Source organism: Streptomyces sp. NBC_00076, assembly GCF_045041235.1.
In the GTDB taxonomy this organism is placed as follows: Bacteria; Actinomycetota; Actinomycetes; order Streptomycetales; family Streptomycetaceae; genus Streptomyces.
Window position 1 is genome coordinate 7633435 of the sequence record NZ_CP108242.1, and the last position, 17450, is coordinate 7650884.

Here is a 17450-nt window from a genome sequence, read left to right on the forward strand (position 1 = left end):
GTGCCGGCCGTCCGGCAGGGGACCCTGTGGATCTCCCGCGCGGACGACACCCCACTATGCCCGGGGAGTTGAGGGTGAACGGCGGTGAGCAGGTGAAGGTTTCCCGGGCCCCGCCGCCGTACGCAACATGCCTCAGCAGGGTGGACCGGCCGGCGGGCAGGCCCACCCCGAGGTCACCGGCCCGCGAACTTCTTGCTGACCGAGTCGTACACACCCTTGGCCACGTCACCCAGACGCGGACCGGCCAGCCAGCCGGCGGTCGCCGGGCCGATCGAGGTGTTGGAGACCAGCGCCGGTTTGCCGTCCGAGCCCGTCGAGACCCAGCCGCCGCCGGACGAACCGCCCGTCATGGTGCAGCCGATCCGGTACATGTTCGGGTCGGCCTTGTTGATCGACAGCCGTCCCGGCTTGTCCTGGCACTGGAACAGCGTCTCCCCGTCGAACGGCGGCGCCGCCGGATAACCCGTCGCCGTGACGCTGTTGACCTTGGTCACCGCCGGAGCTTCGAAGTCCACCGGAAGCGCCGAACCGACTGTCTCCTCCAGGGACTTGCCGTTGCTGCCCGCCTCCGGGGTCACATGAATGACCGCGAAGTCGTACGAGGCACCGTCACCGCCCGTAGCACCACCCTGCTCGATCCACTGGTCCGAGGTCTGCGCCCAGTCGCCCCACCAGACGCCGTACGGAGCGACCTCCTTCTGTGTGGCGTTCCGCAGTTCCTCGCCCGACTTGCCCCCGTCGTTGTACGACGGCACGAACGCGATGTTGCGGTACCAGCCGCCGTTCTTGCCGGCGTGCACACAGTGGCCCGCCGTCCACACGGTGTTGGACTTGCCGGGATGCGCGGGGTCCTCCACGACCGTCGCCGAACAGACCATCGTGCCCTCGGGGGAGTCGAAGAACACCTTGCCCGCCTCGGGCGCGTTGGCATGGTACGTAGGCGATACGGCCTTCGCGTCCACAGGCTCGGGAGTCGGGTCGGTCACGCCCTGGTCACCGGAGAGGTCGCTGTCGTCGACGGCGTTGTCCGGGTCATCGGCGCCCCGCATCCGGTCCGGGTTCCACAGCCCCTTGATGATCGGGTTGATGTACTCGTCGGCCTCACGCAGCCAGTCGTCCTTGTCCCAATTCTTCCAGGCGCCGTTCTTCCACTTGTCGATGTCTATGCCGTGCTCTTTGAGCTTGTCCCTGATGTTGTCCGGGATCGTGATCTTGCCGTCACCCTCGGACGCCGCGGAGGCGGTGGCCCCGCTGCCCGCTTCGGCATCTCCCGAGTCGCAGGCGGTGGCGGTGAGCGCGAGCGCCGACGCGAGCGCGACCGCAGCCAGCACGGGGGAGGTGTTGCGGCGCGCGTACCTTCCCCGACGAGCGGTGAACGACGGCCTTGTGGATCGCATGTCTGACTTCCCCCTGAGTGGACGAACGTGGTGCTGTGGCCGTGACCGCGGGCTGGACACTGCCGATCTCGCACTGATCTCACGGCAAGTCCCTACCGCTCTCACGGACTTCGGGAACGGCCTCACACGATATGCGCTCGCTGTGGGGGACTTCCCCCGGAACAGCAACGGTTCCGTCACGGCAAGGATCTTGAGGAAACCCGTAACCCGGTGTGCGGCTCGGGGTTGGTAGCGGTGGGGGCCTGCCGCCGGTGATGGTCGGCTCGGTGCCTTGTGCCCAATTCCCCGGAGACTTCGAGTCAAGGCTCGCTGGGGTGCGTATGTCGGGACGGGCGGGGACGCGAGGGAGCGCACGCCCCTGGACAGCGGGAGGACGGGGAGAACCGTGACGGAGACGGCGCCCGGGAAGACCACTGCGGGTACGCGGACAACCGCGGACGTGACCGACGGGGTCGCCTTCGTGGCTCGCGGAGATGCCTCCGCCGATGCGCTCGCAGGCGCCATCGGCGACAGGTCGGGAAGTGCCTCCGCAGGCGGCCCGGGAAGCGCCGTGGCTGACGTGCCGGGAAGGGGCGCGGTCACTGTGCCGGGAAGGGCTGAGGGCACCGGTCCTGCAGTACCTGCGGGCGCTGTGGCCGGAGATGCCCCCGTTGCTGTGATCGGAGATGCTGCCGACAGCACACATGGGGGTGTGGAATCCGGCCTGGGGGATGGCGGAGCCGCTGAGCTCGGCATGGCAGTGGTGCGCCGTGCCGACGGCGGTGCCGGGGCTCCCGCCGGGACGCGTTCCCCGTACGAGGGCATCCTGAGGCGTCAGTCGGCGCGCGAGTCAGCGGCGCGCACCTACGCGCGCGCCCTACCCATCGTCCCGGTGCGCGCGCGTGGGCTGACCATCGAGGGTGCGGACGGCCGCCGTTACCTGGACTGTCTCTCGGGCGGGGGGACGCTCGCTCTCGGGCACAACCATCCCGTCGTCCTGGAGGCGATCCGCAAGGTCCTCGACTCGGGCGCGCCCCTGCACGCCCTCGATCTGGCGACCCCGGCCCAGGACGCCTTCACCGCCGAACTGTTCCGCACCCTGCCGCCCGGACTTGCCGGCCGCGCGCGGATGCAGTTCTGCGGGCCGAACGAAACGAGCGCGGTGGAAGCAGCCTTCAAGCTCGTCCGCGCCGCGACCGGCCGCAGTGATCTGCTCGCCTTCACCGGTGCCTCGCACGGTGCAACCGCCGCGGCGGTGTTCGATGCACCCGGGGGCGCCCGCGACGCCTGGTTCGTCCGTCTGCCCTATCCGCAGGACTACCGTTGCCCCTTCGGTGTCGGTGGCGCTCGCGGCGCCGAACTCGCGGCCCGTTGGACCGAGTCCGCCCTTGACGACCCCAAGTCGCGCACACCCCTGCCCGCAGGGATCATCCTCGAACCCGTCCAGGGTGAGGGCGGGGTGATCCCCGCCCCGGATGAGTGGATGCGCCGCATGCGTCAGATCACCGCCGCACGGTCCGTCCCCCTGATCGCCGACGAGATCCAGACCGGCGTCGGTCGCACCGGAGCCTTCTGGGCGGTGGAGCACAGCGGTGTCACCCCTGACGTGATGGTCCTGTCCAAGGCCATCGGCGGCAGCCTGCCCCTGGCCGTCGTGGTCTACCGCGACGATCTCGATTTCGGGAGACCCGGCGCCCACACGGGCACATTCCGCGGAAACCAACTCGCCATGGCCGCGGGAACGGCGACCTTGGCCTATGTCCGTGAAAACCGCCTCGCCGAGCGCGCGGCCACGCTGGGCTCCCGCATGCTCACACAACTCCGTCAGCTGTCCCGGGAGTTCGCGATGATCGGTGAGGTGCGGGGGCGGGGGTTGATGATCGGTGTGGAGATCGTGGACGCGGCGGGGACGGTGGAGGGGCCGGAGGGAGAGGGGGCCGGGCGTGGTGGAGGTGCCGACGGGGTCGCGCTGGAGGCGGCGACGGATCCCGCTCGAGGGCCTCAGAACGCCGCCCCCGAACTTGCGGCCGCTGTCCAACGGGAGTGTCTGCGACGCGGCTTGATCGTCGAACTCGGCGGTCGTCACGCGAGCGTCGTACGGCTGCTTCCGCCGCTGACAATCAGCGACGAACAGGTGACTGCGGTGCTGGACAGACTGGCCGACGCGGTGGAGAAGGTGGCCCGCGCTCACGCACATGGCCACAAGCAGCGCCAACCGTGACAGGGCCAGTGTGCGGGCAGTCCGCCGGTGCGTCCCAGCGGGCTTGCGCACTCCCTGGGGCTCGTGGAGCTGCATGGAGGCACGGTCCCGCACGGAGGTGCGCGCCCGCATGGGGTCACGCGTCGACGTCAGCGTGTACCCATGCGTCCGCGCGGGCTGACGCAGTCCACGTTGGCCTGTGCGTGCGCGTGGGCTTGAGCGTCCACAACCGCTCGTCCGTCCGCACGGACTTGCGTGTCCACAACCGCTCGGGTGGCCGTGCGGGGCCTGTCGTCCACGCAGGTCGCTACGAACGTGTCGGCGTGGTCGGCTCACCTTCGCCGACCAACAAGTCCTGAACACCGCGCGCACCTCCAACCAGCCCCTTCGACTTCAGCAAGCCCCAATCCCAACCCCGCGGAACGCCCTGTACGCCCGCATGATGTCGACTCGTCCCGGCCGCACGAGCCAGAACCACCCCGAGGAACACACCTTGAACGTCAGCTTCACGCCCGAGGGCGGATTCCCCGCTCCATCGCGAGAATGCTCCAGCTCCGTTTCGCCAGATGTCCGCGACGACCAGACCTCCCGCCAGGCGCCGCCCGCGCCGACCGCCACCTCGATCGAGCGACGAGCAGTTGCGCCCTCGGTCCAAGGAGGAGACCCCTCGCCAGTGCGAAAGGAGACCCCTTCGCAGAACGCGCCGGCCCAGACGGCTCCGGCCCAGGGGAGCGCTCGGGCGGCCGAGCCGTTGCGTGGGGCCGACCACGACCTCCTGGAGCATCCCGACCCGCACACGGCTGCCGGGGCTGCGGCCGTGGAGAACCTGCTGCGCTGCTGGGCACGCGAGGCCGACCTCGCCGCACCCGGCAACGGCGTCCTGCGCATCCCGCTCCGGGCCAGCGGCACGACTCTTCTCGCCCCCGTCCACTACTGGTCCCCGACGGGATGGCACCGTTTCGGCCTGCCGTACCTCGCCGACGCCCCCGAGGAGTCCCCGCCGGCCGACGCGGTCACGATCGCCGCCCTGCTCGCCAGGGAGACGCTGAACGACACACACCAGGCTCTCGGCACCGCCGACGGTCCGGGACCGAACGTCACCCCCTCACCGCAGCTCGATATCCCGACACCTCCCGCCCACGCCGCGATCACACCCTCGATCAACTCCGCCAACTCCGCGACCACACACCCGGCTGACACGGCTTCGCCCGCGACCGGTGTATCCGTTCCCGAGGCCACTGCCCCGCCCCGCCCCCGTCCGGCCGTCGACGCAGTCGACCTCGTTGCGCGTGTAGCGGACTCCGTTCGCCGAACCGGCACGTTCCTCAGCGAGCGCCGTAAGCACCCGGCCGACGCCCCCGACCTGTTTCTCGCCGCCGAACAGGCGCTCACGTTCGGACACCCCCTGCATCCGACCCCCAAGAGTCGCGAGGGTCTGTCCGAAACCGAAGTCCAGCTGTTTTCACCCGAGTTGCGTGGCTCCTTCCCTCTGCACTGGTTGGCTGTCGCTCCGTCCGTCCTCGCCTCCGACTCGGCCTGGACCGAGCGTGGCCGCCCCGTCCCCGCGGCCCAGCTCACCGCACGCCTCGCGGGACCAGGTCTGCCGCTGCCCGAAGGCCACACGGCCCTGCCGCTGCACCCCTGGCAACTGCGCGAGGTCAGGCATCGCCCCGAGGCAGCGGCGCTGTTCGAGGCCGGGCTCCTCCAGGACCTCGGCGCCCACGGCGCTCGCTGGCACCCCACCTCCTCGCTACGAACGGTGCACCGCTCCCACGCCCCGGCCATGCTCAAGCTCTCGCTGGGGCTGCGTATCACCAACTCCCGCCGTGAGAATCTCCGCAAAGAACTCCACCGAGGCGTCGAGGTCCACCGGCTGCTCCGCAGCGGCCTGTCCAGGCAGTGGCACGCCGCTCACCGTGGCTTCGACATCGTCCGCGATCCGGCCTGGCTGGCCGTCGACTCGTCGGACGGCAACCCGGTGCCCGGACTCGACGTGATGATCCGGCACAACCCCTTCAGCCCTTCGGACGACGTCTCCTGCATCGCCGGGCTCGTTTCACCTCGCCCCCATGTCCCACCATCAGCCGCAGGAGGCCAGGACCCCGACCGGCCGGTTCTGGGATCCCGACTGGCCGAGATCGTCACACGCCTCGTCGGCCGAACCGGACGTCCGCGAAGGGCTGTCGCAGCCGAGTGGTTCCTGCGCTACCTCGAGCGGGTGGTCCGTCCGGTTCTATGGCTGGACGCGGAAGCGGGGATCGCCCTGGAGGCGCACCAGCAGAACACCCTGCTCCTCCTGGACGGAGACGGCTGGCCCGCCGGGGGCCGCTACCGCGACAACCAGGGCTACTACTTCCGAGAGTCCCGCCGCGCGGAACTCGACGCCCGGCTGCCCGGAATCGGCGAACACAGCGACACCTTCGTCTCCGACGAGGTCACCGACGAGCGATTCACGTACTACCTCGCGATCAACAACGTGCTCGGTCTCATCGGCGCTCTCGGCTCCCAACGTCTGGTCGACGAACGGCTTCTGATCGCCGCTTTCCGCCGCTTCCTAGCCGACGTGGCCCATGGACCGGCCCGCCTGCGCGGCAGCCTGCCCGCCCGCCTCCTCGACTCACCCGTCCTGCGCTGCAAGGCCAATCTGCTGACCCGTCTGCACGGCCTCGACGAACTGGTCGGCCCGGTGGACACCCAGTCCGTCTACGTCACCATCGCCAACCCCCTGCACTCCTGACCGGTACGCCTGATCAGTGCCAACTCACTTCTCCCTTCATCACTGAGGAACATGCCCCACCCCGCAATCTGAGAGGAGCGTCGCCGTGCCTCCCACCGACGCCGACGTCAACGCCTGTACCAGTCCCATCAGGGACACCGGTGGCGGCGCGAGAGCTCGTACGGGCGAGAGCAGGACCGGCATGGGCGGCCGCCCGGTCGGTCCGGACGGTGAGGACACACTGGACCTGTGCCTGCCCGACGAACTGTTCGCGCACGTCCATGAGGTGGGAGTCGGCGCTGGCTCCGCACGGTTCGGGACCGCAGGCACGGCACCGCTCACCTCTGCCCTCCCGAGAGCTGACGACTTGCTCGACGGAATCGCCGCCTGCGGGCCGATTGCCACCCGTGTGGGCGTGTTCCAACTCGTCCCGGTCCTGATCGAACGGGACCTGGCGCTCGTAAGCCGGTGGATGAACGACCCCGCCGTCGCGGAGTTCTGGGCGCTCTCAGGGCCTCAGGCCACCACCGAGGAACACCTGCGGGGGCAACTTGTCGGTGACGGTCGCAGCGTCCCGTGTCTCGGCGTGCTGGACGGCACGCCTATGAGCTACTGGGAGATCTACCGCGCGGACCTCGATCCGCTGGCCCGTCACTATGCTGCTCGCCCTCACGACACCGGTATCCATGTTCTCCTCGGAGATGTCTCCGATCGTGGAAGAGGACTCGGCAGCGCTCTGCTCAACGCTGTCGCCGATCTGGTGCTCGACAAGCGTCCTACCTGTGCCCGCGTCGTCGCGGAACCCGACCTTCGCAACATGCCCTCCGTCGCAGCCTTCCTGGGCGCTGGCTTCCGCTTCTCCGCCGAGGTCGACCTGCCCGCCAAGCAGGCCGCCCTCATGGTCCGAGACCGGTCCCTTCGCCATCTTCTGTAACGCCACGTTGCAGCGTCATCACTTTTGGTACACCGCTCGCGCCGACGCGGTTCCCACTCACGCCGAACGACTTTCCAGCCGAACAGATCTCGGCTGAACCGATCTCAGCCGAACCCGTCCTCGCGATCTGGCCCCAGCTCCACAGGAAATAGGCTGTGACCTGCAATATCTCCGCTCAGACCTGGAGACCTCCGCCGCAACCAGGCAGGGGTGCCGCCGGTATCGACTCCGCGATTCGTGCCTCGCCCTCCGTACCGAATTCGCCGGGACCAGCAGTCTTTGCCGTGCCCGGCCCCGTCCCGAAAATCCGACCGACTCATCGCTGCACGAAACCGTCGCGGACCCGCCCAGCAAGTGATCCGCCCCGAACCCGAACCTGTCAACTCCGGCTGCCGTCGGACTCATTCGACCCCCACCACAGGAGCACCAGGTCTTGATCCCGTCCCTCCGCCCTGCCGTGATCCCCCCTTTGTCAGTGCCGGGCCGTAGGGTGGTCGCGCTATGACGAAGCCCTCACTCCCTGAACTCCTGCATGCTGCCGTCACTGCCGTCGGCGGTACGGAGCGCCCCGGCCAGGTGACCATGGCCGAATCCGTCGAGGATGCGATCGACGACGGCTCCCATCTGCTGGTCCAGGCCGGCACCGGCACCGGAAAGTCGCTGGGCTATCTCGTGCCCGCGCTCGCGCACGGGGAACGCGTCGTCGTAGCGACCGCCACTCTCGCCCTGCAGCGCCAGCTCGTGGAGCGGGACCTGCCACGCACGGTGGAGGCATTGCATCCGCTGCTGCGCCGCCGTCCTGAGTTCGCGATGCTCAAGGGCAGATCGAACTATCTCTGTCTGCATCGCCTGCACGAAGGAGTCCCGCAGGACGAGGAGGAGGGCCTCTTCGACCAGTTCGAGGCTGCGGCACCGACCAGCAAGCTGGGCCAGGACCTGCTGCGGCTGCGTGACTGGTCGGACGAGACCGAGACCGGCGACCGCGACGACCTCACGCCCGGCGTGTCCGACCGTGCCTGGGGTCAGGTGTCGGTCTCCTCGCGAGAGTGCCTGGGCGCGTCGAAATGCGCTTACGGCGCAGAGTGCTTCGCGGAGATGGCCCGTGAGCGCGCCAAGCTCTCCGAGGTCGTCGTCACCAATCACGCGCTGCTCGCGATCGACGCCATCGAAGGCGCGCCGGTCCTCCCGCAGCACGAGGTGCTGATCGTCGACGAGGCGCACGAACTGGTCTCCCGGGTCACGGGGGTCGCCACTGGGGAACTCACCCCCGGCCAGGTGAACCGCGCGGTACGCCGCGCCGCGAAGCTGGTCAACGAGAAGGCCGCCGATCAGCTCCAGACCGCCGCCGAGGGCTTCGAGAGGCTGATGGAGCTGGCCCTGCCGGGCCGCTTGGAAGAGATCCCGGAAGATCTCGGCTACGCGCTCATGGCACTGCGCGACGCCTGCCGCGCGGTGATCTCGGGGATCGGTGCCACCCGCGACAAGTCCGTCCAGGACGAGGACGCGATCCGTAAACAGGCGCTGGCCTCCGTGGAGACCGTGCACGACGTGGCGGAGCGCATCACGAACGGCTCCGAGTGGGACGTCGTCTGGTACGAGCGCCACGACCGCTTCGGTGCCTCCCTGCGTGTCGCGCCCATGTCCGTCTCGGGCCTGCTGAGGGAAAAGCTGTTCGCGGACCGCTCGGTGATCCTCACGTCAGCGACCCTGAAACTGGGCGGCGACTTCAACGGCGTCGGCGCCTCCCTGGGCCTCGCCCCCGAGGGCGCCGAAGGCGAGGACGTACCGCAATGGAAGGGCGTCGACGTCGGCTCGCCCTTCGACTATCCCAAGCAGGGCATCCTGTACGTCGCGAAGCACCTGGCGCGCCCCGCGCGGGACGGCGACCGCGCGGACATGCTCGACGAGCTCACCGAGCTGATCCAGGCGGCCGGCGGTCGCACGCTCGGCCTGTTCTCCTCGATGCGCGGCGCCCAACTGGCCGCGGAGGAACTGCGCTCCCGCATCCCCGAGTTCCCGATCCTCCTGCAGGGTGAGGAGACCCTCGGTGAGCTGATCAAGAACTTTGCGGCGGATCCGCAGACCTGTCTCTTCGGCACGTTGTCGCTCTGGCAGGGCGTCGATGTGCCCGGGCCCAACTGCCAGCTGGTCGTCATGGACAAGATCCCCTTCCCGCGGCCGGATGACCCGTTGATGAGTGCCCGCCAGAAGGCGGTCGAGGACGCCGGCGGCAACGGCTTCATGGCGGTCGCTGCCACCCACGCCGCGCTGCTCATGGCTCAGGGTGCCGGTCGTCTCGTACGGGCGTCGGGGGACCGCGGTGTGGTCGCCGTGCTGGACCAGCGACTGGCCACAGCGCGATACGGCAGCTACCTCAAGGCGTCACTGCCTGACTTCTGGTACACGACGGACCGTAACCAGGTCCGCAAGTCGCTGGCCGCGATCGACGCGATGGCGAAGCGGGCGGAAGACGCAACGGAGAAACAGGCGGGAGAGCACGAAGCGCAGTAGGGGGGTGGCCTGTCCCGAAGCCGGGACAGGCCACCCCCCTACAGCGCCGGCAGCAACCTGAGGCTCACACAGCACAGGGCCCCGGAACCGGCGCAGAGGTCCCGGGGCCCGGTCAGAGGGCGGGGGCCTTCGAGGCCACCCGCCGCAGCCGTCACACGCGCCGCAGTACGGCGACCACCTTGCCCAGGATGGTCGCGTCGTCGCCGGGGATCGGCTCGTAGGCGGAGTTGTGGGGCAGGAGCCAGACGTGGCCGTCCTCGCGCTTGAAGCGCTTGACAGTGGCTTCGCCGTCAAGCATCGCGGCCACGATGTCGCCGTTCTCGGCGACCGGCTGGCGGCGGACGGTGACCCAGTCGCCGTCGCAGATCGCGGCCTCGATCATGGAGTCGCCGACGACCTTGAGGACGAACAGCTCACCGTCGCCGACCAGCTGGCGTGGGAGCGGGAAGACGTCCTCGACGGATTCCTCGGCGAGGATCGGGCCACCGGCGGCGATGCGGCCGACCAGCGGCACGTACGACGCTGCGGGCTTGCCGGCGGTGTCGGTGGGCTGCACCGACGAGGCCTGGTCCGATCCGCGTACCTCGTAGGCGCGCGGGCGGTGCGGATCACGGCGCAGGAAGCCCTTGCGCTCCAGCGCCATCAGCTGGTGGGCGACGGAGGAGGTACTGGAGAGACCGACGGCCTGGCCGATCTCCCTCATCGACGGCGGGTAGCCGCGCCGCTGCACGGAGTCCCTGATGACCTCGATCACCCGGCGCTGTCGGTCGGTGAGTCCGGAACTGTCCGCCCGGATGCCTGGAGGTCGGCCCGGCAGGGAGCGCTTTTGCCCCTCGGGATTCGTGGCTTCGTTCATCGCATGCACCGGCTCAAGTCGGCCCTGGGAGCTGTCCTGGGCAGTGATGGTGGCACTGTCTGCGGTGGTGGTCACGTCGGCCCCTCTCGATGGTCTCCCTGCCGGACAACGGTAGTTGCTTTCGAAAGGTTGCGCCAAACACACGTTCGAGTGAAAAACCGCGAATAATCCGCCTGGATCATGTGTCGGGGTGTATGGCTGACGTGCCACCTAGCGGGCAAAAAGGGTCATTATTGTGCTCTTCGCCGCCAGGATGGTGACCTCGTGGGCGCCGCCCCAGTCTGCCATCCGCGATCCCGGCAACCTGGAACCGGCCCTCATCTCTGCGGGAACCCCACGCGTCCTCCGTGCGGCGCTCACGCTATCTCCGCATGAGGTGAAGCGATACTGCTGCGCGCTGCCGAGTGTCGGCGTGGCATCGGGGTCGGCGGCACATGCCAATGCCGGTGCGACACGTGCGAGCGGTGTGTATGTATGGGCCAATCCCCACATCTAGTGGTTGGATTGCAGCAGTGGCCCAGAAGTTGTGGTCCCCCGGGTCTTCGGGCCCTCGGCGATCGCCTATGCTTGGGGCTGCTTCGTGGGGCCCGAGAGGCCTCCTGAGGCTATTGAGTCTGCTGTGAGGAGGGTTGGAAGATCATGCACTGCCCCTTCTGCAGGCACCCCGACAGCCGCGTCGTCGACAGTCGTACCACCGACGACGGGACGTCGATCCGTAGGCGCCGCCAGTGCCCTGACTGCTCCCGTCGTTTCACGACTGTGGAGACGTGCTCGCTCATGGTGGTCAAGCGGTCCGGAGTCACCGAGCCTTTCAGTCGTACCAAGGTCATCAACGGCGTGCGCAAGGCATGCCAGGGACGGCCTGTCACCGAAGACGCACTCGCTCAACTCGGCCAGCGGGTCGAGGAGGCGGTGCGGGCCACCGGGAGCGCCGAACTGACCACCCACGACGTGGGGCTGGCCATACTCGGCCCGTTGCAAGAGCTCGATCTGGTCGCCTATCTGCGATTCGCTTCCGTCTACCGGGCGTTCGACTCGCTCGAGGACTTCGAAGCCGCGATCACGGAACTCAGGGAGACGGAGCGCCCCACAGCGGACGAAGAGGACCGCGTGGACGCTGACGACGGCGAGGACGCTGTCGTGGGGGGACAGGAAGACGACCGCGGGTCCGGAGGGGCTGCTCCAGTCCTCGAACCCGCGCGCGCCGCCGACTGACCGGCGGGCCGGACCGGAGCCTCGGGCTGCGGATCCGGGCGGCGGCGGCGGCGAGGAGAAGACCTGTTGTGGGCCGTAGCTAGAGGTGCCCGCAACACCAGACAGAACACCGTGCCCGGGAACATCGGGGCACTTCAGGGCGTTTTAGCCCGTACAGGGAGGCGGCATGACAGAGACGGCGAGCGGTCCGGCACGGAGTTCCCGCGCCAAGGGCACCAAGGCGACCAAGGGACTGCGTATCGAGCGCATCCACACGACCCCCGGCGTGCACCCGTACGACGAGGTGTCCTGGGAGCGCCGTGACGTCGTCATGACCAACTGGCGCGACGGCTCGGTCAACTTCGAGCAGCGTGGCGTCGAGTTCCCCGACTTCTGGTCGGTGAACGCGGTCAACATCGTCACCAGCAAGTACTTCCGCGGTGCCGTGGGCACCCCGCAGCGCGAGGTGAGCCTCAAGCAGCTCATCGACCGCATTGTGAAGACGTATCGGAAGGCGGGCGAGGACTACAAGTACTTCGCCTCGCCCGCCGACGCGGAGATCTTCGAGCACGAGCTGGCGTACGCCCTCCTGCACCAGATCTTCAGCTTCAACAGCCCCGTCTGGTTCAACGTCGGCACTCCTCAGCCGCAGCAGGTCTCCGCCTGCTTCATCCTGGCCGTCGACGACTCCATGGAGTCGATCCTCGACTGGTACAAGGAAGAGGGCATGATCTTCAAGGGCGGCTCCGGTGCCGGCCTGAACCTCTCCCGCATCCGCTCCTCCAAGGAACTGCTGTCCTCCGGCGGCAACGCCTCCGGCCCGGTCTCCTTCATGCGCGGCGCCGACGCCTCGGCAGGCACCATCAAGTCGGGTGGCGCCACCCGCCGCGCCGCCAAGATGGTCATCCTCGACGTCGACCACCCCGACATCGAGGACTTCATCCAGACCAAGGTGAAGGAAGAGGAGAAGATCCGCGCCCTTCGTGACGCGGGCTTCGACATGGACCTGGGCGGCGACGACATCACGTCCGTCCAGTACCAGAACGCCAACAACTCGGTCCGCGTGAACGACACGTTCATGAAGGCCGTCGAGGCGGGCGGGAAGTTCGGCCTGACGTCCCGGATGACCGGCGAGGTCATCGAGGAGGTCGAAGCCAAGAGCCTCTTCCGCAAGATGGCCGAGGCCGCCTGGGCCTGCGCGGACCCCGGCATCCAGTACGACGACACCATCAACCACTGGCACACCTGCCCGGAGTCCGGCCGCATCAACGGCTCGAACCCCTGCAGCGAGTACATGCACCTGGACAACACGTCCTGCAACCTCGCCTCGCTGAACCTGATGAAGTTCCTGAAGGACGACGGCAAGGGCCACCAGTCCTTCGAGGTCGAGCGCTTCTCGAAGGTCGTCGAGCTCGTCATCACCGCGATGGACATCTCCATCTGCTTCGCGGACTTCCCGACTCAGAAGATCGGCGAGAACACGCGCGCGTTCCGCCAGCTCGGCATCGGCTACGCCAACCTCGGCGCCCTGCTGATGGCGACCGGCCACGCGTACGACTCCGACGGCGGCCGCGCCCTGGCCGGCGCCATCACCTCCCTGATGACCGGCACGTCGTACAAGCGTTCCGCCGAACTCGCCGCGGTCGTCGGTCCCTACGACGGCTACGCCCGCAACGCGCAGCCGCATCTGCGCGTCATGAAGCAGCACTCCGACGAGAACGCCAAGGCCGTCCGCGTGGACGACCTGGACACGCCGGTATGGGCCGCCGCCACGGAGGCCTGGCAGGACGTCCTGCGCGTCGGTGAGAAGAACGGTTTCCGTAACTCCCAGGCGTCCGTCATCGCACCGACCGGCACCATCGGTCTCGCGATGTCCTGCGACACCACCGGCCTTGAGCCCGACCTCGCGCTGGTCAAGTTCAAGAAGCTGGTCGGCGGCGGCTCGATGCAGATCGTCAACGGCACCGTCCCGCAGGCCCTGCGCCGCCTGGGCTACCAGGAGGAGCAGATCGAGGCGATCGTCGCCCACATCGCCGACCACGGCAACGTGATCGACGCCCCCGGCCTCCGGCACGAGCACTACGAGGTGTTCGACTGCGCGATGGGCGAGCGCTCCATCTCCGCGATGGGCCACGTCCGCATGATGGCCGCGATCCAGCCGTGGATCTCCGGCGCTCTCTCCAAGACGGTCAACCTGCCGGAATCGGCGACCATCGAGGACGTCGAAGAGGTCTACTTCGAGGCCTGGAAGATGGGCGTCAAGGCGCTCGCCATCTACCGCGACAACTGCAAGGTCGGCCAGCCCCTCTCCGCGAAGACCAAGGAGAAGGAGAAGGCCGAGGTCACGGAGAAGGCCGAGGAGACGATCCGCGCGGCGGTCGAGAAGGTCGTCGAGTACCGTCCCGTCCGCAGGCGCCTTCCCAAGGGACGTCCCGGCATCACGACATCCTTCACCGTCGGCGGCGCCGAGGGTTACATGACCGCCAACTCCTACCCGGACGACGGTCTCGGCGAGGTTTTCCTGAAGATGTCGAAGCAGGGCTCGACCCTTGCGGGCATGATGGACGCCTTTTCCATCGCGGTCTCCGTCGGTCTTCAGTACGGCGTGCCGCTGGAGACGTACGTCTCGAAGTTCACGAACATGCGCTTCGAGCCGGCCGGCATGACGGACGACCCTGACGTGCGGATGGCGCAGTCGATCGTCGACTACATCTTCCGCCGCCTGGCGCTGGACTTCCTGCCCTTCGAGACGCGTTCCGCGCTCGGCATCCACTCCGCCGAGGAGCGTCAGCGCCACCTGGAGACCGGTTCGTACGAGCCGTCCATCGACGAGGTCGAGGTCGACGTCGAAGGCCTGGCCCAGTCGGCGCCGCGCGCCCAGGAACTGAAGGCAGTCGCCACCCCGAAGGCCGAGGCCGAAGCGGCCAAGCCCGCCCCGCAGCAGGCCCACACCAGCGCCGAGCTCGTGGAGATGCAGCTGGGCATCCAGGCGGACGCCCCACTGTGCTTCTCCTGCGGCACGAAGATGCAGCGGGCCGGTTCCTGCTACATCTGCGAGGGCTGCGGCTCGACCAGCGGCTGCAGCTGATTCCGGGCACCTCCGGGTGCGACCTAAGGGTCAGGGCGGTGGCGCCGGTTTCTCGGCGCCACCGCCCTCGGCGTTTCGTGACGCCTGGCCGTCATGCCCGCTGCAACGTGGCCCCACACAAGCGGTCTGTCGCGGCGGGCGTGTGAGGGCACCCCCGTCAGCGCGGGGGCCGCACGAAGCCGGACGGGCAGACGAAGATGACCGCCAGCGAACCGAAGGTGATCAGCAGCACCATCGTGGCGATGCCAACGCCGATAAACCTCGCCCACTTTGGCCGCGGACTCGGTCTCCAGTACGGTCCCGCCAACCTCGGCTATCAGGCCCGCGTAACCCCGCCCGTCCGAGGTGATCACCACGTCGGCCACCTGGGGCCCGCCGGCCACTTCGCTCACCAAGTCCTCGATGGCCAAGCGGTCACGGCCGAGGTGACCTACTGCCCGTCTGCGGCTACGAGGACGATCCGGGCGCTCTCGCCAGCCGGCTAGGACTCGGGGAACCGCTCGTTGGTCAGGAGTTGTGCGCCCGGCCCATGGTCGTGGTGAAGGTCGCCGGGTCGTCCTCGAAGCCGTTGAGGCCGGGGTGGAAGTCCCACGTGCCGGATTCCTGGCGTACGAACTCGGCGACCGTCGACGCGGTCGCCCCGAGCACAGTGCCGAAGTCGTCCTCGGCCAGGACGGTGTACCCCTCGCGGATACGGAGAGCCGGATTGACGACGCTGACGAAGGTGCGGCGGTCCGGGCGCTGCTGTATGACGACGCCGACCACCACGCGCGCGTAGCGGGCGTCGAGCCGCTCGAGTTCGACTGTCATGACCTCGTCCCAGCCGAAGCCCTTGCCGTCCTTGCTGTCACGGTTGAGGTAGATGGTGCCGTCGGGGGAGCGGCTGTCGAAGTGCACCACGTTGGCGGGATCTTCGTAGGGATCACTCGCGAGATAGGTCGCGGCCACGATGTCCAGATCGGTCGGCGGTTGTCCCGCCGCACTCGGGTCCCATTTCAGGGCGATCTCGACCTTGCGGATCCCCTTGCTGAGGCCGTTCACCAGATTTCCCCTTCCCCCAGTGGCGCCGACCCGAAGTGCCGGGCAGGCAAGGCAGGTTGTCCATCCTGCCACGTGCGCGGGTGCGCTCGCGGGCCACCTCTCCTTACGAGAGTGACCAACGCCACGCTCCGTGGCCTTACCATGGCGCGGTGCTGGTCAAGTGGATTCGCTGCACCGTGGTGGACCGCCGCGGTTTCGAGCGGGGGCAGCGAAAGTGGGCGGGGCTTCTGGGGGAGCCGGGGTTTCGGGGACAGGGCGGTGGCTGGAGCCGGGGGCGGCAAGGTGTGGCGCACGTCTTCGCCTTCTGGGAGAGCCGCGCGTTCTACGACTCCTTCATGGCCCGGTCCCATGATCGGCTGGCGGCGGCCCAGTCAGGCACGTTCAAGGACATCCAGGTCAAACTCTTCGACTACCGCTTCGACGTGAAGACCGGCTTCGAACCCCGGTTCACGGACGCCGACCTGGTCCGGGTCGCCCACTGCCGCGTCCACGAGGAACGCGCCGAGCACTTCACCCTGATGCAGGAGAAGGTCTGGAACCCGGCGATGGCCGGTTCCCCCGGCATGATCCGCGGCCTTTTCGGCGAGGCGCCGGGCCATGAGTTCCTGGTGCTGTCGATGTGGCGGTCGGCCGCCGAACACGGCAAGTACCGGACTGAACGCGTGGAGCGACTCGCCCTGCGGGCCCAGACGGAGGCCGACATCGCCGCACTGGCGGGCGACATCGTGGAGCTCGAACCGACCTGGATCGTTTGAATCGCGTCCTGTCAGTCGTGTGCCCTGCCGCGGCCCGGGGGCCGGGAACTGTGTGACCTACGCCGTATGGGGCCCGTAGTGGTGCTCGACAGGGCCTCACCCGATCTAGGGTTTTGGCATGGCACGACCACGGCGCATCGTCCTTGTCCGGCACGGCGAGTCAACGGGCAATGTTGATGACACCGTTTACGAGCGTGAACCCGACCACGCCCTCGCCCTCACCGAGAGGGGATGGCAGCAGGCAGAGGAGACCGGTAAACGGCTGCGCGAGGTCTTCGGGCGGGAACGAGTCAGCGTGTACGTCTCCCCGTACCGTCGCACGCACGAGACGCTGCGGGCCTTCCACCTCGACCCCGGGGTCATACGGGTGCGTGAGGAGCCCCGGCTGCGGGAACAGGACTGGGGCAACTGGCAGGACCGCGACGAAGTCCGTCTCCAGAAGGCATACCGGGACGCGTACGGACACTTCTTCTACCGATTCGCCCAGGGCGAGTCCGGTGCCGATGTGTACGACCGGGTGGGCGGCTTCCTGGAGAGTCTGTATCGCAGCTTCGAGGCTCCTGACCACCCGTCGAACGTGTTGCTGGTCACTCATGGTCTGGCCATGCGTCTGTTCTGCATGCGTTGGTTCCACTGGACGGTCGCGGAGTTCGAGTCGCTGGCGAACCCGGGGAACGCGGAGATGCGGATGCTCGTTCTGGGGGGCGACGGCAAATACGCGCTGGACAGGCCCTTCGAGCGCTGGCGGGACCCGGAACCGTACGGAATCACCGGATAGA

Annotated in this window: 11 protein-coding genes; 8 read left to right on the forward strand and 3 right to left on the reverse strand. The window is 68.3% G+C overall.

Annotated features, from left to right (window positions below):
• Window positions 1–173: 173 nt before the first annotated feature.
• The gene (locus tag OHA64_RS34770) at window positions 174–1397 is read right to left on the reverse strand and encodes a trypsin-like serine peptidase (RefSeq protein ID WP_405619967.1); all 1224 of its coding nucleotides are present in this window, start codon (window positions 1395–1397) and stop codon (window positions 174–176) included.
• Between the two features lie 733 nt (window positions 1398–2130).
• Here OHA64_RS34770 and OHA64_RS34775 point away from each other — a divergent pair.
• The 4 genes from OHA64_RS34775 (at window position 2131) to OHA64_RS34790 (ending at window position 9737) form a co-directional block, all read left to right on the forward strand.
• Entirely contained in the window at window positions 2131–3597 is a 1467-nt protein-coding gene (locus OHA64_RS34775) for an aminotransferase class III-fold pyridoxal phosphate-dependent enzyme (protein ID WP_405619969.1), read from the forward strand.
• A gap of 730 nt (window positions 3598–4327) precedes the next feature.
• A complete protein-coding gene (locus tag OHA64_RS34780) occupies window positions 4328–6313 on the forward strand; it encodes an IucA/IucC family protein (RefSeq protein ID WP_405624240.1) in 1986 nt (661 codons plus the stop codon).
• Window positions 6314–6398: 85 nt separating this feature from the next.
• Window positions 6399–7226 carry a GNAT family N-acetyltransferase gene (locus tag OHA64_RS34785; protein WP_405619972.1) on the forward strand — a complete coding sequence of 276 codons (828 nt, stop codon included), beginning with the start codon at window positions 6399–6401 and terminating at the stop codon, window positions 7224–7226.
• A 501-nt stretch (window positions 7227–7727) separates the two neighbouring features.
• Window positions 7728–9737: an ATP-dependent DNA helicase gene (locus OHA64_RS34790; RefSeq protein ID WP_405619974.1), complete on the forward strand. Its 2010-nt coding sequence runs from the start codon at window positions 7728–7730 to the stop codon at window positions 9735–9737.
• 151 nt (window positions 9738–9888) lie between these two features.
• Here the strand turns inward: OHA64_RS34790 and lexA are convergent, their stop codons facing one another.
• Complete coding sequence (lexA, locus tag OHA64_RS34795) at window positions 9889–10668, reverse strand: transcriptional repressor LexA (RefSeq protein WP_405619976.1); 780 nt, start codon at window positions 10666–10668, stop codon at window positions 9889–9891.
• Between the two features lie 564 nt (window positions 10669–11232).
• Here lexA and nrdR point away from each other — a divergent pair.
• Window positions 11233–11808 carry a transcriptional regulator NrdR gene (nrdR, locus tag OHA64_RS34800; RefSeq protein WP_405619978.1) on the forward strand — a complete coding sequence of 192 codons (576 nt, stop codon included), beginning with the start codon at window positions 11233–11235 and terminating at the stop codon, window positions 11806–11808.
• A gap of 166 nt (window positions 11809–11974) precedes the next feature.
• A complete protein-coding gene (locus OHA64_RS34805; protein WP_405619980.1) occupies window positions 11975–14875 on the forward strand; it encodes a vitamin B12-dependent ribonucleotide reductase in 2901 nt (966 codons plus the stop codon).
• Window positions 14876–15382: 507 nt separating this feature from the next.
• Here the strand turns inward: OHA64_RS34805 and OHA64_RS34810 are convergent.
• The gene (locus tag OHA64_RS34810) at window positions 15383–15916 is read right to left on the reverse strand and encodes a TerD family protein (protein WP_405619982.1); all 534 of its coding nucleotides are present in this window, start codon (window positions 15914–15916) and stop codon (window positions 15383–15385) included.
• 149 nt (window positions 15917–16065) lie between these two features.
• On the opposite strand from OHA64_RS34810, the gene OHA64_RS34815 reads away from it, so the two are divergent.
• Together OHA64_RS34815 and OHA64_RS34820 are read left to right on the forward strand one after the other, a co-directional pair.
• Window positions 16066–16671, forward strand: a complete 606-nt coding sequence (locus tag OHA64_RS34815) for a YdbC family protein (protein ID WP_405619984.1) — start codon at window positions 16066–16068, stop codon at window positions 16669–16671.
• 118 nt (window positions 16672–16789) lie between these two features.
• Window positions 16790–17449 carry a histidine phosphatase family protein gene (locus OHA64_RS34820; RefSeq protein ID WP_405619986.1) on the forward strand — a complete coding sequence of 220 codons (660 nt, stop codon included), beginning with the start codon at window positions 16790–16792 and terminating at the stop codon, window positions 17447–17449.
• Window position 17450: the final 1 nt, after the last annotated feature.

Bases quoted from the DNA above. Each gene is read 5' to 3' on its own strand.
- nrdR (WP_405619978.1), top strand. From the start codon at position 11,233: ATGCACTGCCCCTTCTGCAGGCACCCCGACAGCCGCGTCGTCGACAGT.
- OHA64_RS34775 (WP_405619969.1), top strand. From the start codon at position 2,131: ATGGCAGTGGTGCGCCGTGCCGACGGCGGTGCCGGGGCTCCCGCCGGG.
- OHA64_RS34820 (WP_405619986.1), top strand. From the start codon at position 16,790: ATGGCACGACCACGGCGCATCGTCCTTGTCCGGCACGGCGAGTCAACG.
- OHA64_RS34770 (WP_405619967.1), bottom strand. From the start codon at position 1,397: ATGCGATCCACAAGGCCGTCGTTCACCGCTCGTCGGGGAAGGTACGCG.
- OHA64_RS34790 (WP_405619974.1), top strand. From the start codon at position 7,728: ATGACGAAGCCCTCACTCCCTGAACTCCTGCATGCTGCCGTCACTGCC.
- OHA64_RS34805 (WP_405619980.1), top strand. From the start codon at position 11,975: ATGACAGAGACGGCGAGCGGTCCGGCACGGAGTTCCCGCGCCAAGGGC.